The 22,441-nt window shown below is 45.7% G+C and carries 16 protein-coding genes, 2 tRNA genes and 1 pseudogene; 5 read left to right on the top strand and 14 right to left on the bottom strand.

All coding sequences use genetic code 11. From position 1 onward, the window contains the following. Positions 1 to 6: 6 nt before the first annotated feature. From MSG38_RS00610 to MSG38_RS00590, 5 genes and pseudogenes are all read right to left on the bottom strand, one after another. Positions 7 to 1,368, bottom strand: a pseudogene (locus tag MSG38_RS00610) (DUF1800 domain-containing protein). 140 nt (positions 1,369 to 1,508) lie between these two features. Beyond that, complete coding sequence (locus MSG38_RS00605) at positions 1,509 to 1,940, bottom strand: GNAT family N-acetyltransferase (protein ID WP_248400731.1); 432 nt, start codon at positions 1,938 to 1,940, stop codon at positions 1,509 to 1,511. Positions 1,941 to 2,029: 89 nt separating this feature from the next. After that, positions 2,030 to 2,524 carry a GNAT family N-acetyltransferase gene (locus MSG38_RS00600; protein ID WP_248400730.1) on the bottom strand — a complete coding sequence of 165 codons (495 nt, stop codon included), beginning with the start codon at positions 2,522 to 2,524 and terminating at the stop codon, positions 2,030 to 2,032. 72 nt (positions 2,525 to 2,596) lie between these two features. After that, positions 2,597 to 2,935 carry a zinc ribbon domain-containing protein YjdM gene (locus MSG38_RS00595; RefSeq protein ID WP_004731484.1) on the bottom strand — a complete coding sequence of 113 codons (339 nt, stop codon included), beginning with the start codon at positions 2,933 to 2,935 and terminating at the stop codon, positions 2,597 to 2,599. Positions 2,936 to 3,115: 180 nt separating this feature from the next. Then, the gene (locus MSG38_RS00590; protein WP_004731486.1) at positions 3,116 to 4,279 is read right to left on the bottom strand and encodes a threonine/serine exporter family protein; all 1,164 of its coding nucleotides are present in this window, start codon (positions 4,277 to 4,279) and stop codon (positions 3,116 to 3,118) included. Positions 4,280 to 4,804: 525 nt separating this feature from the next. Here MSG38_RS00590 and MSG38_RS00585 point away from each other — a divergent pair. From MSG38_RS00585 to MSG38_RS00575, 3 genes are all read left to right on the top strand, one after another. Continuing rightward, a tRNA-Gly gene (locus tag MSG38_RS00585) sits at positions 4,805 to 4,879 on the top strand. Between the two features lie 38 nt (positions 4,880 to 4,917). Next, positions 4,918 to 4,992 (top strand) — tRNA-Gly (locus MSG38_RS00580). Positions 4,993 to 5,316: 324 nt separating this feature from the next. After that, positions 5,317 to 5,574, top strand: a complete 258-nt coding sequence (locus MSG38_RS00575) for a hypothetical protein (RefSeq protein ID WP_061038148.1) — start codon at positions 5,317 to 5,319, stop codon at positions 5,572 to 5,574. A gap of 161 nt (positions 5,575 to 5,735) precedes the next feature. Here the strand turns inward: MSG38_RS00575 and MSG38_RS00570 are convergent, their stop codons facing one another. The 9 genes from MSG38_RS00570 to MSG38_RS00530 form a co-directional block, all read right to left on the bottom strand. Continuing rightward, positions 5,736 to 6,221 carry a hypothetical protein gene (locus MSG38_RS00570; RefSeq protein WP_004731489.1) on the bottom strand — a complete coding sequence of 162 codons (486 nt, stop codon included), beginning with the start codon at positions 6,219 to 6,221 and terminating at the stop codon, positions 5,736 to 5,738. A gap of 112 nt (positions 6,222 to 6,333) precedes the next feature. Further along, a complete protein-coding gene (locus MSG38_RS00565; RefSeq protein ID WP_248400729.1) occupies positions 6,334 to 6,903 on the bottom strand; it encodes a cupredoxin family protein in 570 nt (189 codons plus the stop codon). A 107-nt stretch (positions 6,904 to 7,010) separates the two neighbouring features. Beyond that, entirely contained in the window at positions 7,011 to 10,154 is a 3,144-nt protein-coding gene (locus MSG38_RS00560; RefSeq protein ID WP_248400728.1) for an efflux RND transporter permease subunit, read from the bottom strand. Then, entirely contained in the window at positions 10,151 to 11,863 is a 1,713-nt protein-coding gene (locus MSG38_RS00555; protein ID WP_248400727.1) for an efflux RND transporter periplasmic adaptor subunit, read from the bottom strand. Before MSG38_RS00555 ends, MSG38_RS00560 begins: the two co-directional genes overlap by 4 nt. 10 nt (positions 11,864 to 11,873) lie before the next feature. After that, positions 11,874 to 13,301, bottom strand: coding sequence for a TolC family protein (locus MSG38_RS00550; protein ID WP_248401072.1), 1,428 nt, complete (start codon positions 13,299 to 13,301; stop codon positions 11,874 to 11,876). A gap of 100 nt (positions 13,302 to 13,401) precedes the next feature. Next, positions 13,402 to 13,971: a hypothetical protein gene (locus MSG38_RS00545; protein ID WP_248400726.1), complete on the bottom strand. Its 570-nt coding sequence runs from the start codon at positions 13,969 to 13,971 to the stop codon at positions 13,402 to 13,404. 284 nt (positions 13,972 to 14,255) lie between these two features. Then, entirely contained in the window at positions 14,256 to 15,416 is a 1,161-nt protein-coding gene (fadA, locus tag MSG38_RS00540; RefSeq protein WP_248400725.1) for an acetyl-CoA C-acyltransferase FadA, read from the bottom strand. A gap of 15 nt (positions 15,417 to 15,431) precedes the next feature. Then, on the bottom strand, positions 15,432 to 17,585 hold the full coding sequence (fadB, locus tag MSG38_RS00535) for a fatty acid oxidation complex subunit alpha FadB (protein ID WP_248400724.1): 2,154 nt from the start codon (positions 17,583 to 17,585) through the stop codon (positions 15,432 to 15,434). 9 nt (positions 17,586 to 17,594) lie between these two features. Then, positions 17,595 to 18,902, bottom strand: a complete 1,308-nt coding sequence (locus tag MSG38_RS00530) for an acetyl-CoA hydrolase/transferase C-terminal domain-containing protein (protein ID WP_048606246.1) — start codon at positions 18,900 to 18,902, stop codon at positions 17,595 to 17,597. Positions 18,903 to 19,139: 237 nt separating this feature from the next. Here MSG38_RS00530 and MSG38_RS00525 point away from each other — a divergent pair, with 237 nt between their 5' ends. Next, on the top strand, positions 19,140 to 20,168 hold the full coding sequence (locus MSG38_RS00525; RefSeq protein WP_061038141.1) for an AraC family transcriptional regulator: 1,029 nt from the start codon (positions 19,140 to 19,142) through the stop codon (positions 20,166 to 20,168). Between the two features lie 154 nt (positions 20,169 to 20,322). Beyond that, positions 20,323 to 22,344 carry an FAD-dependent oxidoreductase gene (locus tag MSG38_RS00520; protein ID WP_248400723.1) on the top strand — a complete coding sequence of 674 codons (2,022 nt, stop codon included), beginning with the start codon at positions 20,323 to 20,325 and terminating at the stop codon, positions 22,342 to 22,344. Positions 22,345 to 22,441 lie beyond the last annotated feature (97 nt).

Below are 22,441 nucleotides of genomic sequence, written 5' to 3'. Positions count from 1 at the left end.
CCACTCCTAACGATATTGAAACTGCGGGCTTAGCCACAACAAGGAAAGTTGCATTGCAGCACTGTCGGCTTTGTTCAATACAATTTGGGTGTGTTCATTAATAGCATCGCCATATAAACCCGCGATCACTTTATCCACTACCGCTTTCGGCTTAACTCCTGACGCTTTAGCCGATTTTATTGCAGCAGACGCAAGCCTATTCGCAACTTGCATACGTTGAGTTAACGCCGAAGGGCTATTGTAGTCTCTGTCTTGATCCGACCATCCTGCTGGTGAACCCGGTTTAAAAGGAGGCTGCCCTAAATTGTTGAGTGCATTGAATGCCTGTTTCTCATTTAAAGAAATATCGGCACTACGAAGGACGGCAAACAACCACTCCTTCGGCGGTCTAAAACGATTGGGGTTAGGTTTATTCGCCTCAGCGCTGTTCAATAACAGTCGATAAATAGGCAGTAAATCTCCCTCGCCTTTCAGATATTCAGCAACCATTTGCTCTGAGAGTTCTTTAGGCGTGTCGCCAATGAAATGCTGGCATAGCTTACCAACCAAGTGCGTAGCAGTGTCTTTGTGGGTCGCTAAGGTTTGTAAACAAGACTCTCCTTGCGAGACGCCGGATTGAGAATAAGACTTGCCAAGTAGTGTGATACTTCCTGGCTCATGCAGGTTATTAGCAAATCGAAACCCAGCATCAGGAGATTTGAATTTAATGCCCCAACCTGAGATGGCTTTTGCTAAAGCAATAACATCTTGCTGAGTGTAAGAACCATCAACGCCAAGAGTGTGGAGTTCTAAGATCTCACGAGCGAGATTTTCATTGAGTCCCTTATTACGGCGCTTTCCGACTTTTTAATTAGGACCAATCGAGAGTTGATTGTCGAGATACAGAAGCATCGCAGGATGTTTAGAAGAAGCCATCAGCATGTCGCCAAAGTTACCATTCCAATGCTGGCGAACCACATCGTTTTCAATGCTAGCGGCCAAAGGCATCAGTTTTCGATTATCGACCGAGATGGCGAAGTGATTGCTCCAAAACTGAATGATGCGCTCTTGAAAACCATAAGGCGTTTCAACACTTTGTAGGTGGCGAGCTTGAGCTTGTTGTCGATACTGCGTTCGAAGAAAAGACTGCGCTTCTTTCTTCGTGGCTTGCATCTGTTGTTCGTCACCCTTGGCCTTCATTCGTTGTACACGATTCTCACCTACTTTAATCAGAGTAGATTCGGTACTCGGTAAATCTTGTATAGCTTGGTGAACGAATGGCTTTTTATCCAACTGTTCTAAAGGAGAATAATAGGTTGTTTGACCTAATCTAGGCCCTAAACCAAACCTTTGTTCACCCACGATTTTTGAAGTCGGGTAATAATTCATTGCACACTCCCTTACGCTCGATCTTTTCTAAGTGTAATCGCTTAGTCATCAAGCATAGGGAGCTTTAAAAGATTTTACGTTAGATGAGTGTCAGGTACCTATCAAGTTACCGACACGGTGTGATTATTTTGAATGAATGTCTATTTACGCCACATATAGACAAACTGGTCGTTTTGCGAGGTGATTTCAAAGCCAAACCTCAAGTACAACCCCCCAACTCGATTACCTTGTAGGTAACAAAGTTCGACGCGTTTATTGAGGCTGTCAGCCTTAACTAAGCAATCTTTCAATACTTGGCTGCCAATGCCCTTTCCATGATACTCAGGCAGTAAGAAGAATCGGCAAAAATAGAAGTGCTCACCTTTGTCTTGCAACAACACACTGCCAATCGCTTTACCTTGATATTCAATGATTTCAGGCCGTTCTTCTGCCCACTCTTCGGCGTGTATATCTCGTTGAATTTGTTCATCCCAACCAAATACGGCCTTGATAGGTTCAAACTCAGCAGCCTTCTTAAGCTCAAACAGAAATTCATAATCTGATGACTGAGCAGATCTTGTTGAATACTTCAAAATACCTCCAACAATAATTGGCTATGGTTTCATTTTCGTTTAACCCGGAACTCGACCACCCCGATAAAACTAAATGCCACGCTAAATGTTCATTTTGGTTCTAGTTGGTAACGTAAGACTTCGTGTTTATCTTGCTCTGAATAAAAGGTATTCAGGAATTTTCCACCGCACTTCTCTATCACCTTTTGCGAAGCAATATTGCCCCTCTCACAGGTAATGATAGCGCTTTCGGTCAATACGTGTCGTTGAACCCAAGACAACATATGACTTGCGATACCCCGCCTTCTGGCTTGCGGCAGCGTCTCATATCCGATATGTCCAATGACATCGTGGATGTACGGACTGGTACCATGACGAACTCTTATCACTCCAAGAATACGCCCAGACTCGAAACAAAAATAAGTAGAAGCAGGCGTCCACCCTTCTGGCAAACCCTCACCTTTTGAATAAGCAATTCGTCTTTCTAAATAGGCATCACTGCCATCAGAAATACCCGTGTAAATATCTAACCCATCTTCAACACAGGCGTTCACATAGTGATGAAAGGCAGTTGAATGCGAAAGAGCAGCTTTAACCATGTCCATATGATGTTGATTCTCCTACGGCTTCTACACTATTTAGTTCAGGAGCGACTCGCAATTTTGACCCATTATCGACTATTGCTTCTTAACGTACTTCGCCGTAACCAGCATTTCACCGCCACCATCCAACTTGCAATCTAGTTGGTGATCTTTGCCTTCGTTTATACGTCGAATCACGGCTTTAGTGCCGATTTTCAATACGCTAGAACTGCCTTTAATTTTTAGATCTTTAATGAAGGTAACTTTATCGCCACTTTCCAATACAACGCCATTCACGTCCTTAACACGCGCGGCTTCTCTTTCTAAACGCTCTTCTTCTGGGTTCCATTCGTAGGCGCACTCAGGGCAGATTAGGTTGTTTTGGTCTGGGTAGACATATTCAGATTGGCATTGCGGACAAGGAGGTAGAGACATACGTTAATACTTCATTTAAATAGAATTTGTTCCATTTTAATGACTCTTGTCAGGCTTAGCGAGCATAAATCTAACAAGTTTTACGGAGAGCTAATTGTCTTTAAAAAAAGAGCCATTCCTAAAACGAACAAACACAGCCGCTAAGCTGTGTTTGTTTAAAAACTTGAGAAGCGGAAAGGTTTAACGTTCGACTTTTGGTGAGTAAATCGAGTAAGCGGTGATTTGCCCTGCCACGATTGCCGAGAACATGAATAACGCCGACAAACCGATACTCGGGATAGGCAAAATCGATTGTTCAAACACCGACTGGCTGGCACTCACTAATACTCGGCTACCCGGAACCAAGATGATGATCCCTTGCACGATATAAATAGAGCCCGTGAGTTCCATCTTCTTGGCGATCCAAGTTCCGTACAAAGTAATAAGAACCGTCGTCACCCAAGTGCCGACAACCCAACCACTATCAAAACCAAGATAGAATGGGCCCCACATACCGAGAACGGCAACTGGCAAGCCAAGCAAGATATCTTTAGGACGTGCATTGAACATCACACCGATAGACACCGAGATCAGCACCAAGCCAGATATATGCATCCACATCGGTACCGCATTGGTATAGTCGATGGAGACCGCTTGTCCCCATATCGCTTCGCCAATATTAAGCCCCATGATAATCCCGACAAACAGCTTAATCAGCGTTAAGGCACTCTGCCCTAGCAAGCTGGTACCAGAAACCAAGTCATTAAAGGCCAAACATTCTAATGCGTTGGCTATGGATAACCCGGGGACAAACAAGACAATCGAGGCGATACACAACGCCCACACCGGAATCGGCAACCCTGTACTCGCCAGAAACGCCACAAAGATACCCGTTAACAGTGCCGAGATGAATTCAACCGCGATAGCGCGACGTGAATGAAGAACTTGCTGACATACCCAAACCATCAAACCCAATAACGCAGAAAAGCCCACCGCTTCCAACGTACTGCCCACCAGCATCAAATAAGCAGGCGGAATACCCATATTGGCAAGTGCCGTCACGAATTTAGAGTAACCGACAGGTTCTGGTACAGGCTCACTGCTTGGCTGGTTAATACGAATGATCGTATTGGCCAACAAACTCAGGTTAATTGACGCAGGCTTTAGACGCTTAAGAATCACGGCGTTGTTATCGTCTGGAAATTGATAGTTAATCGCAGTTGGCGTAGCTTGGATCATCACATCAACACCATGCTTTTTTGCATAGAATTGAGTGTATTTCTCTAGCTTGTAAGGGGCACAGCCACTGCGGTGAAGAGTGTCACCAATTTCAACAATTTTGTTAATTCGGAACTGAGAAGGCATGGGTATTTTAGGGGAGACAAAATGTGCGGCAAATGTACCAAACGATAGACGGAATGACGAGACTTTTGCGTGAATTATCAACTGAACTCGTTACTTTTTTCTGCAAAGCCTTAGAAGTGCCTATAACTCTACTCATTTGGGATTAGTTTACTGAATGTTTTGACAGGCTGATAAGTTAAATTTATGCATTCAGATTGTTATTAGTGGACGCCAAAACACAAATAAAAATCAGTTTATGTTAACACTCCAAATTCCTTAATTTTCATGAGATTTATGACAGCCAAGTACCACTAAAACAGGTTTATAAATTAAGGCGGATTTATCGCAAAAAACAGCATGACATTTACTATTATTTCTCGCCCTCCTTTTTTAGAGATTTTAGTCACATTTTATTCACTCTGAAAACGCCGAACATGATGGAAAAACTAGCGGAGTGGTGGTTATGCGAGCACTTAGAATAAAAATGAAAGAAAAAGGTTTCGTTTTCAGTTAGATGTGGCATTATCAAACTCGTTAAGACGATGTGCGTGCATCGTATAATGGCTATTACCTCAGCCTTCCAAGCTGATGATGCGGGTTCGATTCCCGCTGCACGCTCCAAGTCTCTTAACGCCTCAGTCTTACTCATAAGACAGTGTGCGTGCATCGTATAATGGCTATTACCTCAGCCTTCCAAGCTGATGATGCGGGTTCGATTCCCGCTGCACGCTCCAACTTCTCCTTAAGATCCATGATGTACTTTGTTCCAGCGACACACTATTCAAAACCTTTCTCCGTTAGTTAAATCCATAGTCATTAAATCTATACTGATTAAACTTATTTTGTTTAAGTTTAGATTGACCAATCAACGCTAAGTGACCAACCAAAGCTATTAACTCCTTAAATCGCTTCGTATTTCTGACACCTATCCAAATCACACATGCAGTTCAGCTTTTAATGATTTTCAAAATTGTTCCAATTTAATAATCTTGGTCAATATCTGGAAAAACAGTTGTGGTAATGTGCGCGCATTAGCAACAACCCATAAATAATAAAAAATGTTTAAAAACAATGAGTTAACAATTAGCATCGAAGCAATTAATGTCGCGCTAGCAAAAGTAGAAAATGCCAATAAAATTCAGCTAGATACATTGAAAGGTTATGTGAACAGCGAGCCTGAACAGGCTGTACTGGCTTTTCGATCGCTGAATGAAGCAGAATCAATCGACGACAAGTTTAAAAAGATCATGACAGAGCTACCGCACCTAAGCGGCGAAGCACACCACCTGCTTGAAACTTCTATCTTGCTACAGTGATTCTAACTACAGATAAGCCTCAGCCAATACAAGTTAGTTCATGTATTCCTGAACAGGTTGAGACTTATCTTTAACTGGTCATAATGTTTAACCAATGACTTAGCGGTCACACAAAGCTGTGCTGATAGGTTGAAATGAATTGGTGATGTTAGGCCCTCGCATTACTCCCAGAAGTTCCACCACTTTTTGCTGTTTTCTTCACGCTGCTGTTGGCCTTTCTCTGACCCTTTTCCTTCTTCTTTACGCTCTTGTTCCGCTTTCTTGTCTTTCTGCTTTTCTAATCCCGACTTTTCTTCGTCATTATCCATATCATCTTCAAGCTTTTCTTTCTTATCTTTGAGCTTCTCTTTACTCTCTTCGAGGGCTTCTTTCTCGTCTTCCAAATCGTCGAGTTCTTTATCTAGTTTCTGCTTATCTTTTTTGTTCTTACTTTTTTTCGCTTTCTTATTTTTCTCTTCGATCATTGAATCAAGCTGCTTCTCACGATCATCAATTTCGCCTTCAACTTTTTTAGCCTCAGCGAGCGTTTTTACTTCTTCTAAATCGGGCTTACCTTTACCAGCCCACTCAGGTTTAGCAGCAATACTGTGGGTCGACCACGTTATTAAAGCACCCGTTACTGCAAGTACTAGAACTGTCTTATTCATCCTTAAACTCCTATTCCTATAGTCTTTCAAAGCTAATACCTAAATAGCACTAAAACAAGGTAGCCATACCTAGCACTCATCCCTTTGAACTAGATATGGCTTGTGTATCACCTTATAGCGTTAACGACTTCACCATACCCGCTTCAGCGTGACCAGGAATATTGCACGCGAACTCTACGTTATTATCACCATGGAAATGCCAAAGCATCTGTTTCGCTTTGCCCGGCTTAACTGTCACTGTGCTGCCCGAGTCATGAGCGTGATTACCCATGTTTTTCATCATTTCACGGTGCTCTAATTGCTCTGAAGCAGAACCAATCGAGAATTCGTGATCAATCTTGCCCGTGTTCATCACAACGAACTGCACCACGTCGTTTGGCTCAATATCAACCTTGTTCTTAAATGTGATTTTCATATCGTCACTTAGCAGAACATGAACCACTTTATCCGGCTTTGCGCCTGTCGCAGGCATACCCACTTCAGACATGCCTTCCATATTCATCATCGAATGGTCCATCTTTCCATCCTTCATCATGCTGTGATCCATTTTTGAATGATCCATCTCTCCACTCTTCATCATCGAGTGATCCATATTTGAGTGGTCCATATTCGAATGGTCCATTTCAGCAAAAGCCGTTGCAGTAGTTAACGTCAGTGCAATCGCAATAAGTGTCTTTTTCATGATCGTTCCTTAGATTAATTCAGTTATTTATTTGTTAGTTTCACATGTTCATGTGATACGCCCGTACTCACTCTGTTTTTGGTCAGTAAGGGCTAATAATCAATACGTTATTTGTTTGTCTCGTTTTGGCTACCCGTAATCTCACGCTGTTTCCAGAGCTTAAAGATTGCAGGCAACACCAGTAGCGTAAGCAATAGTGCAGAAGCCATTCCGCCTATCATCGGCGCTGCAATTCGCTGCATCACTTCAGAGCCCGTTCCCTCGCCATACATAATTGGAATGAGGCCAATAATCACCGTAAGTACCGTCATCATCACTGGGCGAACACGCAGTCCTGCGCCCTCACGAATCGCATCCGTTAAGTCTTCACTCTGAAGTGCTTGCTGGTTCTGCTCCGCATCCAATTTCTTGTAGTGCCATGCTTGGTTTAGGTAGACCAACATGATCACACCTATCTCAACAGCAACCCCGGCAAGGGCGATAAAGCCCACACCCACCGCAATCGAGAAGTTGTAATTGAGGACATGCATCAGCCATAGGCCACCAACCATCGCGAGTGGCAATGTCAGCATGATCATCATCACCTCACCGACACGGCGGAAGCTGAGGTAGAGCAACAACATGATGATGGCGATTGTGATTGGCACAACGACACTCAAACGCTCCTTTGCACGCTCCATGTATTCGTATTGACCAGACCACGCCAGTGAATAACCCGCAGGTAAGACGATTTGATCGGTAACGACTTTTTGCGCCTCTGCCACATAAGAACCAAGGTCGCGACCTTCGATATCAACAAACACCCAACCATTAGGACGCGCGTTCTCCGTCTTAATCATTGGTGGTCCATCTTCATAGCGAATGTCTGCAACATCAGACAAAGCAATTCGCGCTCCATTTGGTGTCACTAACGGCAGGTTCTGCAGCTTAACGACAGAATCACGATAGCTTTGTGGGTAACGGACATTGATTGGGTAACGCTCTAGCCCCTCAACGGTTTCGCCCACGTTCATGCCACCAACCGCAGTCGAGATAACCTGTTGCACTTCTTTAATGCTCAAGCCATATCGCGCAGCCGAGCGACGTTTAATGTCTATTGTGACGTAACGACCGCCCGCAACACGCTCTGCGTAGACAGAAGCCGTGCCACTCACGCTGTTGAGGATGGGTTCAAGTTGCGAACCAATATCTTCAATTACGCTCAGCTCTGGGCCAGCGATTTTGATGCCGATTGGGGTTTTGATTCCGGTCGCTAACATGTCGATACGGGTTTTGATTGGCATAACCCACGCATTGGTTAAACCTGGGAATTGAATCAGATCATCAAACTCTTTACGCAGAGACTCAGTGGTGACACCGTCACGCCACTCGTCTCGCGGTTTAAGCTGAATCACGGTTTCAATCATGGTTAACGGTGCAGGATCGGTTGCCGTCTCTGCTCGGCCAATTTTGCCCCACGTGGTTTCGACTTCTGGAATGGTTTTGATGAGCTTGTTGGTTTGTTGCAACAACTCACGAGCCTTACCTATTGAGATGCCCGGATACGTGGTTGGCATGTACATCAAATCCCCTTCATCCAAAGGAGGGATGAACTCGCTGCCAAGCTTACTGGTTGGGTAATAAGCAGACGCCATTAAGCCAAGTGCGATAACAATCATCACCTTTGGATATTTTAGGCTGAGGTTCAGAAGCGGTTTGTACATCGCCACTAGGCTGCGGTTGACTGGGTTTTTATGTTCAGGTAGCACGTTGCCGCGAATGAAGTAACCCATTAGCACAGGCACAAGCGTGATAGCCAAACCAGCGGCAGCGGCCATCGCATACGTCTTGGTAAACGCAAGTGGCGAGAACATCTTGCCCTCTTGCCCTTCTAGCGCGAACACAGGCACAAAACTCAAGGTAATGATAATCAGAGAGAAGAACAGCGGTGCGCCGACTTCTTCTGCTGCCTTACCAATCACCTGCCAACGGTTTTTATCAGTGAGCGGAGTCCGTTCAATGTGTTTATGAACGTTCTCGATCATCACGATGGCACCATCCACCATGGCGCCAATCGCAATCGCTATACCGCCAAGAGACATAATGTTGGCGTTAATACCCTGCCAATGCATCACAATGAATGCACCCAAGATACCAACTGGCAGGCTTAGTGCGATAACCAGTGATGAGCGGATATGGAACAAGAACAGCGCACACACCACGGCGACCACGATGAACTCTTCAGCCAGCTTCTTCCAAAGGTTTTCAACGGCTGAATCAATCAAAGTAGAACGGTCATAAGTCGCGACAATCTCGACACCATCAGGTAAGCCAGCTTGCAGCTCAGCGAGCTTGGATTTCACCGAGTCGATCACTTCGCTGGCATTTTCACCAAAGCGCATCACGATAACGCCGCCAACCGCTTCACCCTCACCGTTGAGCTCCGAGATACCACGACGCATTTGCGGGCCGAGGTTAATGTCAGCAATGTCACCTAATAGTAGCGGTGTACCTTTGTCTGTCACTTTTAACGGCAGAGATTGAATATCTTCGATGCTTGTCAGGTAACCCGTCGTACGAACCATGTGCTCGGCTTCGGCAATCTCGACAACAGATGCACCGGTTTCTTGATTACCATCTTGAATTGCCTTGTTGACTTGCTGAAGCGTTAGGTCATATGCACGTAACTTGGCAGGATCAATCTGTACTTGATACTGCTTCACCATGCCGCCAACAGTCGCCACTTCAGACACGCCTTCTACGGTTTGCAATTCATACTTCAAGAACCAATCTTGCAAACTACGAAGTTCCGCTAAGTCGTGCTGACCGGTTTTATCTTGCAACACGTAGCTGTAAACCCAGCCCACACCGGTAGCATCTGGCCCTAGTGTTGGCTTAGCACTCGAAGGCAAGTTAGGTGCAACTTGGCTTAGGTACTCCAACACTCGTGAACGCGCCCAGTACATATCTGTATCGTCATTGAAGATGATATAGACATAGGAATCACCAAAGAACGAGTAACCACGAACTGTTTCAGCACCCGGTACAGCTAACATGGCGGTGGTCAATGGATAAGTCACCTGATCCTCAACCACTTGTGGCGCTTGCCCCGGATAACTGGTTTTGATAATTACCTGAACATCAGACAGATCAGGAATAGCATCGACCGGTGTATTCTTAACGCTGTATAAGCCCCCAAATACGATGGCTACAGTGGCAACCAGCACTAAGAAGCGGTTGCTAATAGACCAGCGAATGATTGCATTGATCATAGTTCGCCCTCACCCGCTTCTAAAGATTTGAGCACATAATCAGAACCCTGCTTCGCCACTAGAAACCGAATGGTTTGACCCTCGGCAAACTCAGATAAATCAAGGTCATCACTGGCTTGGAAATTCATTTCACCTGCTTTCCAATTCCACTCAGGGACTGGCTGATGTTTTACGGTGATCATGCCAAAATCTGCCATCAACATGGTAATGTCACCCGTTACCCAAACTTCGCCGGCGATCTTGTGTTTGTTGACCTTGTAATCCACAACCTCGTACTGCCCTGACTCTGTCTTTCGCATCTCAAAGTCAATTGCCTTACCACGCTGCACGTCACTCATGTCCAAGCCTTCCGCAAAGGTGAAATTCATCACCATGCCCGGCCAATCCCATTCTGGAACAGGTTGATGGTTAATCGTCACCATGCGACTGCCTTGCATAACATCGGAAATTTCACCGTTCGCCCATACGGTTTCAGCTTCTTCCTCAACACCATTGATGCGTGACAGATCAGCAGATTGGCTCGATTCAGAATCCAACATGAAGTGCGCAGAAGTGACAATGTTTTCGCCTTGCTCCAGCCCTTGAAGCACCTCTATTTTTTCGCCAGCTTCACGACCAACCTCAATACGAGCAGAACGATACTTGCCAGAACCTTCTGACATCACCACTCGGGTCATACCACCGGAGTGAATCACCGAAGATCTTGGGATAGTAAGAACGGCTTCATCACTGATTGGTTTCAACGCAATATTGGCAAACATATTTGGCTTAAGCTCGCCATTTGGATTGGAGAACTTCAAACGAACGCGCAAGGTTCGAGTTTTTGGATCAAGGATTGGGTATACGTAATCGACATTCCCCAACCACTCTTTGCCGGGAATGGCATCTAGCGTCATCACTGCATTGCTGCCTGACGAGATCCAGTGCGCTTGGCGCTCAAACACCTCTGCATCAACCCATACTTCGCCTAATGGGCCAGCACTGATCACCGCTTGTGCAGGTGAAAGATAACCACCTTCTCGGATATTCAAACTTGCTATAACACCATCGGCTGGCGCTTTGATTTCAATGGTTTGCGAGGCTTTACCTTTGCGCGTAATAGCGCGGATTTGAGTCTTATCAACACCCAAGGTAATTAAGCGTTCAGTCGAACCCTTGATCAAACCTTTACGACCCGTTTTATAAGCACTGATCAACTCTTCTTGTGCTTTAACAAGCTCTGGAGAATAGAGTGTGAAAAGCACATCACCTTTGTTTACCTTCTCACCCACTGCGTTGATGGAGAGTTTTTCCACCCAACCAGAAACACGGACGTTGGTTTGCCATAACGCACTTTCATCAAATGCCACGTAGCCAACCGTTTCAATGCGCGGTGACAGCGGTTCTCGTGTGACTTGTGCGGTTTTCACGCCAAGGTTATTTTCCACAGAAGAATCAATAAACACGGTTCCGGGCTTATCTTTGGCTCCGCCGTTCACATCGTCAGCATACACAGGGATAAGATCCATCCCCATTGGCGACTGGCCCGGCTTATCACGCTGATAATTTGGGTCCATCGGAGCCACCCAATACAGTGGCTCATCGCTGGCTTCTGTGCTGGTTGCCATTGCTGACATGTCGTGTGCTGGATTAATCAGAAAATGGTTCACCCCAAAACCCAATGCACCACCGACCAATAAAGCGATTGTTGCTACTTTTACTGAACTCATTATGTATCCCTTACTGATTCTCTGTGGTTGCAAGTTGTGGTTGGTTTACTTGGTATTCAAAGCCACTGACTAACGCCGCCAGTTTGCTATTAACGATGTTGAGATCGGTGATCAAACGTTGTTGCTCTAACTGAAGCGCCAGCTCATCGGTCGTTGCTGAAATGACATCGTTAAACTGGGCGGTGTTGTTTTGATAGCCCCTCTCAACCGCGCTGATTCGGGCTGCGGTTTGAGGAAGCAAGGACGTTTGATAGCGATCTAATCGCTGGATCAGATTTGATCTGTCCACCAGCAATGCGTTCACTTGCGCGTTCATTTGGGAAAGTAAGGTGTCTTTTTGAGATTTAGCCGCACCAACTTGATACTGAGCAGCCGATAAGTTCTTATCTTGTCGATTCCCCGTAAACAGCGGGATGTCGACAGTCAGATAGGCACTCACCAGATCAGAAGCAGGTTCACCTGCCATGTTATTGGCTTGACGGTGTGCATACATCACTTCCACCCCAAACTGCGGGGTATAAGCTTGCTCGGCTAACTCAACCTGAGTTTGATTGGAGGAAATACTGACATCGGAGATCTTAACCAAAGGATGGTCAGTCAGTAGCTGGTAGTGCTTGGTTGAATCGATGTTGGTCGCTAATTTGCTTTCCAACAACGACCAATCAATTTGGTTAGTTGCATTCAGTGTGCCCTGAGAATCAAGAACCTGAGAGCCTAACCAATCAGATCCCAACCATTCAGAAAGCTGAGAGATTAAGCGGCGCTGAACTTGCTGGTTTGCCTGAAGTTTCTCATCAAGCTTGCTCACTTGAAGCTGAGCATTAAGCAGATCTTGCGCTTCACTTTTACCAATTGAGTAATTGGTTTGTACATAGTTTTCAAGTTCAACCAACAAACGACGGTTTTGACGAATCACCGACTCAGCCTTTTGCTGATAACCTAACTCAAGCCAAAGCTGCGTCATGCTATTCGCAACCGTCAATTCTCTTGCTTGCACCTGCAAAGCTAAAGCATCTGCCTGTTGGCTTGCCTTTTTCTGTTGAAGGTTAAGCGTATCGCCACGCTCAAACTGCTGCATCAACCCTACCGATATATTGGTCATCGGGTCTTCGTCAAATTGAAAGCTATCGACAGGCAAACCGCCAAATCCAACTTTCAATTTCGGGTCCATTAAAGTCGAGCTGGCAATGCCCGTTTCTCGCATCGCTTGAGACTGAGCAAAGTACTGCTTGCGATTTCCATCTTCGCTTAACGCGATCTCAATCAGTGTATTGAGTTGCTGCGTCGAGCTTGCTTGGTCATGTGCTGAAATGTGTTGAGCATTTGAAGCTGACGCCGTGGTAGCCGCGAGCGTAGCACTTGAAAACAAGGCCATAGGCAAGGTAGCAGCAACCACTAAGCTCGTGTTCATGACAAACACAGAGGTTGTTGGTTTCATATTCACAATGAATGTCCATATCTAGCGCTAATTAGCGCATAAAAAAGAATGGCTTATCAGATTTTTTCTAACTGATAGAGCTGTATTTTTAGATATAGATTTATGCGGAAGGTGGGCGTAGCAAAGATTGTGCACGAGTCACTTTTTGACCAATGGTCACAGAGTGATGAGGTGCGAATGAAGAGGAAATTTGGTAGTTGGCTTGGAGCGCCTGAATTGTGTGTGATGCTGTAGAACAAACAGAATAACAACAGATATGAGCAGAATCCGAACCGCCACAACAGTTGTTGCCCATTACATGCTCACCGTGAGCATCCATTGATTCTTGATGCGAAGCCATCTTGTCATCAGCAGACAGCTCAACATAAATAGCGTGCTCATCATGGGCAGAGTGATCTCCATGAACAGACTGGTCGCCATTCGGCGTGCTTGCATGAACATGATCGCTCATGTCTGAATCGGTAACGGTCACATGGCAACCGGCAGCAAATTGATTTGCGGCATCAGGATCGCTCGGCGAATCGTTGTGCTGGCAGATAGACTTATTCGACATCATCTGCGTTGCCATGATATTAGCCATCATGGCTGAAGAGCTTGAGGCATAGCTAGACATCAACATCGCAATGATGCTGAAAACAATAATCCAAGTTTTTCGGAATGTGTTTGTCATAGCTTACCTTTGAATTTACACCGCAACTATAAACGTTACCCTTAGGGTAAGGTCAATGCCATTGTGCCGATATTTGCCTGACCGTTGAAAAAACATTCATTCATAACCATGGTTTGTCGATTATTTGAACTTAAGGCATGTGTGTCCTTCAATGATAGTTCTGGATAAGCAAAAAGTGCAACTCACTAAAAAAGCCTTCAACACAGGTTGAAGGCTTGAATCGTTACCCTAATTTATTGTCTTGGTCACCTAGATGACGAGCTCATCTCGAACCATTAAGTGACTCACTCCACTCTTTCGATAATCGTCGCAATACCTTGCCCCATACCAATACACATAGTTGCTAGCCCGTATTGACCACCACGCTGTTCCATAATATTGATAAGGCTACCGACGATGCGAGCACCCGAACATCCTAAAGGATGACCCAGTGAAATCGCTCCACCATGCAGGTTCACTTTATCTTCACGCTGCTCCCACAAGCCTAAATCTTTTAAACACGGGATTGCTTGCGCTGCAAAGGCTTCATTCACTTCAGCAAAATCGATATCTGCGATCGTTAGATCAGTCTTCGCTAACGCTTTTTGGGTTGCCGGTACGGGTCCATAACCCATAAGCGCCGCTGGGACTCCCGCAGAGGCAGAAGAGATAACTCTAGCTCTTGGTTTAATGCCGAGCTCGATCGCTTTATCTTCACTCATCACCAGCAAACAAGATGCGCCGTCAGACAAGGCCGAAGACGTACCTGCCGTTACGGTTCCTCGCGGGTCAAACGCAGGGCGAAGCTTAGACAAAGATTCAGCGGTGGTTTCAGGACGAATCACCTCATCATGCTTAACCAAGGTTGGCGCACCGCTTTCGTCATGACCCATGGTTGGGACAATCTCGTTATCAAAGCGACCTTCAAGTGTCGCTTCGTGCGCGAGTCGATGTGAACGAGCGCCCAGTTCATCTTGCTCTTGACGCGAAACGTTATGCAGTTGCCCAAGTGCTTCCGCCGTTAAACCCATCATGGCAGAAGCTTGTGCCATATTGCGGTTGTATGGGTTTAGGTTGATGCCTTTTGTCATCGGGATATGACCCATATGCTCAACACCACCAACGAGGACAACATCAGCATCACCTGCTTTGATCGAGCGCGTTGCCATGTGCAAAGCATCCATCGACGATCCACACAAACGGTTCACTGTTGTTGCTGGTACTTTTTCAGACAGCCCAGCTTGCAGTGCTGCTACCTTCGCAAGGTTAACGCCCTGCTCTTCGGTTTGCTGTACACAACCCCAGATCACATCATCAATCAGAGTGGATTCAACCTTTGGCTGACGCTTCAGCATCGCGCTCATTAAGTGAGACGAAAGATCATCGGCTCGAACATGTCGAAATACACCATTTTTTGAACGCCCCATTGGAGTTCGAATCGCATCTACAATCACTACGTTTTTCATATTTCTTGCTCCAAGTTACGCGTAAAAATTACGGTTCAGTTCAACACGGTCACGAAGACCTTGAGGGATAGCATATAAAGAACCTAAGTCTTCATATTGTTGGGCAATCTCTAGCAACTTATCTAGACCCATGCTATCCATGTAGTAGAAGATTCCGCCACGGAATGCCGGGAATCCAGTGCCGTAGATAAACGCAATATCACCCTCGGCAGCAGAAGAAATAATGCCGTCATCTAAACAGCGAATCGCTTCATACATCATCGGTAACATCATTCGCATTGTGATGTCTTGAGGCTCCATTGAGATTGGTGCATCACAAAGGCTGTCAATTAGCGCAGTGGTTTCCAAATGGTTTTCTGGTTGCAAGCGACCTTTGCGATCCGCTTTGTACAGATAGAAACCCTCTTTTGTTTTTTGTCCTAAACGTCCTTTCGCCACAGATTCCGCGATCAGATTAGCTTCAGGCTTGGCTAAACGCGTTGGGAACGCTTCGCTCATCACATCAATGCAGTGATCCGCGGTATCGAGTCCAATCACATCAAGCAGATGCGCTGGCCCCATTGGCCAACCAAACCCTTTGCTCATCACTTTGTCGATTTGAGCAATATCACCGCCCGCAACCAACAGTTGGTTGAACGCCAAGAAGTAAGGCGTTAAACAGCGATTAACCAAGAAGCCAGCACAGTCGTTCACCACGATAGGCGTCTTGCCAAGTGCCAAAACGTAGTTGACTGCGGTTGCAATGGTTTCTGATGATGTTTGTTCACCTTTAATCACTTCAACCAACGGCATGCGATGCACCGGGTTAAAGAAGTGAATGCCACAGAAGTTCTCTGGGTTCTTTAATGAGTGCGCTAAGCCACTGATCATCAAAGTAGAGGTATTGGAGGCAATCATTGCATTTGGCGCAACCTGTTCAAGCTCAGCTAGCACCTTTTCTTTAACGATTGGATTCTCAACGACCGCTTCTATCACCAAATCACAGCTGTCTAACGCTGCATTGTGTAAAGTCGGCACGATACGATTAAGCACTTCACCCATCGCCTCTGGGCTCTTACGACCGCGAATCACTTGCTTTGAAAGCAGTTGATTGGCTTCATTTAGCCCTAACGCTAAGCCCTGTTTGTTGATGTCTTTAAGTACCACATCCAGCTTTTTATCCGCGGTAACATAAGCGATACCACCGCCCATAATACCCGCGCCGACCACACCCACTTCTTCGGTTTTCTTGCCGCCTTTAGCGTGTTTCTTTGCTGTCGCTTTTACTGCCATGTCGCTCAGGAAAACATTCACCAATGCGTCTGCTACACCACTTGCGACACATTTGATGATTCCCGCTTGCTCAAGCTTTAAGGCTTCATCGCGAGAACAACGAGCGCTTTTAGAAATCGTGTTCAGAATAATGCCCGGTGCCGGATAATGCGGACCAGCTGCTTTCGCGACCATGCCTTTAGCCACATTAATCGACATCGCCAGTTCCGCGTCATTCAGAGTCAGTGGCGCTTGTTTTTCTGCATAACGCTGCTGCCAATCAAAGTCACCAGAGATGCACGATTCAAGCATGGTTAACGCGCTTTCGATTGGGTTTGTCTTACTCGCATCGATCACACCGTCAACAACGTGATGTTCTAACGCTTGCTGCGCCTTAAAAGTTTTACCCGTTGTTAGCCATTGCAGAGCCGTATCCACACCTGTGATGCGCGGTAATCGAGTCACCCCACCCCATGCTGGCATAATGCCAAGCTTAACTTCAGGCAGGCTCATTTTTAGATCAGTCGTCGCAAGACGATAATCCGCAAGCAGTGAAAGCTCGACTCCACCACCAGCCGCGACACCATTAACGATCGCGACTTTAGGAAGGTTAAGATCTTCGATTCGGTTATAAATGGAGTGCGCCCATGATAAGTAATCGGTAATGGCCGCATCACCGTCACTAAACAGAGAGCGAAAGGCTTTTACATCCGCACCCGCGCTAAATAACGCTTTGCCTGAACGGATGATCAGACCGGCAGCATCACTGTTTTCAAGTTGCTCGACACAGCTTTCAAGTTCAATTAACGCCGACTTAGTGAGTGTATTAACCGAATCTGATTCTGCGTTGAAAACCAATTCAACAATACGATTAGAATCTTCGATAAATGCGAGTTTGAAAAATTGTCCTGTAAACATAATTACCTCCTACTTCACTAAGCCATGTTGTTTTGCTTCCGCCAGTAACGACTCACGAAAATCTGGGTGTGCGATGTTCGCTAACGCATGAACGCGTTCAGAGACCGTCATACCACGCAGGTTTACTGAGCCGTATTCCGTCGCCACGATATGTACATCGTTACGAGGTGTGGTAATCGGCGTGCCTACTGGCAATGACAAACGAATATTCGACTCTAAGCCGTCTTTGCCTTCACGCGTTGCTGCCAAGGCTAAGATGCTGACGCCGTTTTTCGCCATGTTAGCTGCTCGTACAAAATCTAACTGACCACCAGAGCCTGAAATCTGGCTAAAACCCGCTCCTTCAGATGCCACTTGACCCACAAGGTCGATCATCAAACACGTATTAATGGAGACAAAATTATCGTTCTTAGCGACTTCATACGGGTTAACGACTTCGCTCATTGAGCCCATCTCAATGTCTGGGTTATTGTGCAGAAAGTCCATGACCTCTTGCGGGCCTGCCGCGAACGCCGCGACGATCTTGTTTGGCATGTGATTCTTTTTAGTGCCAGACACCGCACCGGCTTTACACATCTCCATGAGAGATTCCGTAAACATTTCTGTATGAACACCTAGGTCTTTACGGTCTCGAAGCGCCATACCCATCGCATTTGAGATGGTTCCAATACCAATTTGCACCGTCATTCCATCTTTAATGTATGGGCTAACGTGTTTTGCAATTTCGGTCTCTAGCTCTGAAGGCTGACCAGCTTTAGGTGACGCGATACTATGATGGCCTTCGACTAATGCGTCCGCACAATCGACATGCACGATATTGTCTTCATTGCCGATAAAAGGTTGCTGTTCATTAACAACAAAAATTACTTTAGAAGCATGTTTCAGTGCCACCTTCGTTGCTACGCCGCCGCACGCGCCTAAGCTCACAAAACCGTCTGCATTTGGTGGTGTCACTTCAACGACAACCGTATTCGGCTGCAGTTTTTCAAAAATATTTTCGAAATTAGAGAAATGAAAGTTCGTCACTTCTACGTTGCCTGTGCTTTGCAGCTTTCTTTCAATTGGCCCCATGAAGAGACTGATATGCTTGAAGTTATCTCGATATTGAGGCTTCAAAAACTCGAAGGGAGTCGTCATCAAACCTGTGTAGATTTCACAATCACTGAATAGGTCGAGGTGTTTATCCAATTCCTTTAGAAAAACAACTGGAATGGACAGTAAGCCACCTGCCCAGATTTTGTCACCTGATGCGAGTTTGCCTACCGCAGACTCTAACGAGAGTAGTTTTTCGCTATGGATCTCTTGCCAATTATTCATTATGTAGTTCTCATTATACTTTGCATAACAGGCTAAATTTTGAATATTACTTTTCCATTAAAACCAAAACTTGTATGTTATGCATGAACGTAGGGTACAGGTAAATATCCTTTTCACGGCATTCAGAATACAATTTCCCTAGGCTTTAACTTGGCAATTTAGGACAAGAAATTCACTATTCTGGACAATTAATCACTTTGTGTTTTTGATCACATCTCCGATTTATAAGGTCATCAAATGGCATTGGAACAACGCTTTCATAACTCCCTTTCAGTTCACGCTGGCTGGCAAGCCTTGCTCGCTTTAACAGCAAAAGAGCATAAAGTGGAGAGTCAATTTTTTCCGCCAAAGCGTAAGAATTCAGATGGCCGATTGCATTTCCACGACCTTCGTGAAGAATTAGTAAAACTGTGTGAATATACCGATGATGAGCTTATCCCCGTAAGAGCCGCGAAGCACGTTACTCCCTTAACCTTTGGCAGTTACTCCCTAGCACTATGGACCGCTCCAAACCTCGAGGCGATGCTAAAAACTGCGGCTGAATTCTCGTTCATTATTGCGTCACCTATCCGGCTTCAATATCGAGAAAATAAACAAGGTAGCGCCGAGTTATGGGTACTCAACAGCGAGCCTTTCAGCCAAGAAAGCCACGTCACCTACCTTGGCGTAACGATGCTGATCGCCACACTCATTTACATCATCAAGCATGTGATCCTCAGCGAAGACATCGATGTGAGTGTCAAGCTGATTGAGCACAAATTCTCTCCAGAGCGCACCAAACAACTCGAGCAGTTAACTGGAGTAAAAATTACCGCCGGACATCCAATAAGAAAGATCGCTATCGACAAAAAGCATCTGCATAAGCCTTTAGATAATTACGATGAGGGGATCTATTTTTCGGCACTGAATCTGCTGAGAAAAGACGCGGAGTCCCTAAAGAAAGGCGACCTAATTCTCCAGATCTACAATGCGCTCAATCAAGCGAATAACTTGGAGAATGTTTCGGGTGAGAGCCTTGCTCAGTCGCTCAACATGAACATCCGAACGTTGAATAGAAGGCTTGCTGAACTCAACACAAACTATCGAGGCGTAGTCGAAAAATACAAGTTAGAAAAAGCACTGCACTTATTAGAAGACCAACACATCAACATGACCGAGATTGCCTACCAACTCGGCTTTGCTGATTTGAGCACTTTCTCACGTGCTTTTAAGAGATGGACAGGGCTAAGTCCTATAAAATTAAGGCGAAGTCAGAATATCACCTAGGTAAAGACTGATCTAAATCAACGTTACTTTCGATGGCATATCCGGCAAAACTTTTGTCCTAAAATGCAAAGTTAGCACGTTCGTCCCTTGCTTTAATATCACCAGTACTTGCTTTGGTTAACACCCAATGCATTCAATTATTGGAGATTAGATTATGTTAAAACAAGAGCATAACGTGCTTTTTGAACCGATGAAGATCGGCTCTTTAAAGCTAAAGAATCGCTACTCTATGGCCCCGATGGGTACCTTAGGTTGTGTCGATGGCGATGGTGCGTATAACAGCCGTGGCGTTGAGTATTACGTTGCTCGTGCACGTGGTGGTGTTGGCCTGATCATTACCGGTGTGCAAATGGTAGAAAATGAACTTGAACAGTTCCCTATGCCTTCCCTTCCATGCCCAACCAACCATCCAACCGCTTATATCCGCAGCGCCAAAGAGATGACTGAGCGAGTTCATACCTACGGTACTAAAATATTCGCACAGCTTACCGCTGGTTGGGGACGCTCTTGCATTCCGGGCTTCACTCCTGAAGACAAATCCATTGCGCCTTCTGAAGCGCCGAACCGCTTCGACCCTTCAATCACACACCGTGAACTGACCACTGAAGAAGTAAAATACTTCATCTCTAAGTTTGTTGAGTCGGCTGCTATTGCCCAAAAAGCAGGCTTTGACGGTGTAGAAATACACGCGGTTCATGAAGGCTACTTACTTGATCAATTCACGATGGAGTTTTTCAACCAACGTACAGACCAATACGGTGGCAGCTTCGAAAATCGTTACCGCTTTGCTGTAGAGATTGTTGAAGGTATCAAAGCCGTTTGTGGCAAAGACTTCCCAGTATCACTGCGCTACTCCGTTAAAGGCAACATGAAAGGTTTCGGCCAAGGTATCCTTCCGGGCGAGCGCGCTGAAGAAGTGGGTCGCGATATGGAAGAAGGCCTTAAAGCGGCTGAGTACCTGCAAAGCGCAGGGTTCGATGCCTTGAACGTTGATGCCGGCACCTATGACTCATGGTACTGGAATCACCCGCCAAACTACTTCCAACCGGGTATGTACAAACCATACTGCAAAGCCGTTTCAGAAGTGGTCGATATTCCCGTATTAATGGCTGGCCGTATGGAAAACCCAGACCTCGCTTCGCATGCTGTTCAAAATGGCATTTGTGATGGTGTGTCACTGGGTAGACCTCTGCTCGCCGATCCAGACACGGTGAATAAGATCCGACGAGGTCGTTTTGAAGAAGTTCGTCCTTGCTTATCTTGTCACCTTGGTTGTCTAGGTCGTATGGCTGAAGTGGGTAACCTATCTTGCGCGGTTAACCCAAGCTGTGGACGAGAAGAAGAGTTCAGATTACTACCAACGCACAAAACCAAAAAGGTCGTCGTTGTCGGTGGTGGTGTCGCGGGAATGGAAGCCGCTAGAATTGCTTCTGAGCGCGGACATGACGTTGTACTTTTCGAAAAAGGAAGCCAACTGGGTGGCAATGTTATCCCGGGTAGCCAACCTCCATTCAAGCATGATGATAAAGCCTTGATTGCGTGGTTCAGCGGTGAAATGACTCGACACAAGGTAGACGTAAAACTCAACACAGCGGCAGACAAAGCATCAATTGAAAGCGAAAAGCCAGACAGTGTTATTTTCGCTACAGGCTCTCGCCCAACTCAACCTAACTGGTTGGAAGGAAAAGATAAGCCGCACGTTTTGGTTGCCGAAAATATGTTGATGAACCCTGAACTAATTACAGGCGACAAAGTCTGTGTGATTGGTGCGGGTTTAGTTGGCGCAGAAGCCGCTCTATGGATGGCTCAACAAGGTAAAGCGGTCACTTTAGTTGAGGCATCAGACGATATCATTGGCGGCCCTCACGGTACCTGTTTTGCTAACTACCAGATGTTGAAAGAGCTTCTAGCGAAAGAACAAGTGAACGTTCTTACTTCAACACGATTAGAGCGAATCACTGATACTGGTGTATGTCTAAACATTGAAAACAGCAGTGTCGAAATGCTTTCCGACCACGTTGTGCTAGCGCTTGGCTACAAGGCTGAAGATCACTTGCATGAAGAGCTGGCGAATCAACTGGACGTTGATGAAGTATTCAATATCGGTGACAGCCAAAAAGCGAGAACGATCATGGCCGCAATCTGGGATGGCTTTGAAGTGGGTCGTACGCTTTAAGATAATCTTGCGCTTTAAGTTAGCTGTACGCTTTTAGTTAGTTGTACTTGGTAATTTAGTCCCACTCAGTTAAAACACTGAAACCAAACATGGACGT

Origin of the sequence: Vibrio sp. 1CM24A (assembly GCF_023161725.1) — a bacterium.
Classification (GTDB): domain Bacteria; phylum Pseudomonadota; class Gammaproteobacteria; order Enterobacterales; family Vibrionaceae; genus Vibrio; species Vibrio coralliirubri.
Note: the sequence above shows the minus strand (reverse complement) of the source record. Positions and strands in the feature narration are given on the sequence as shown.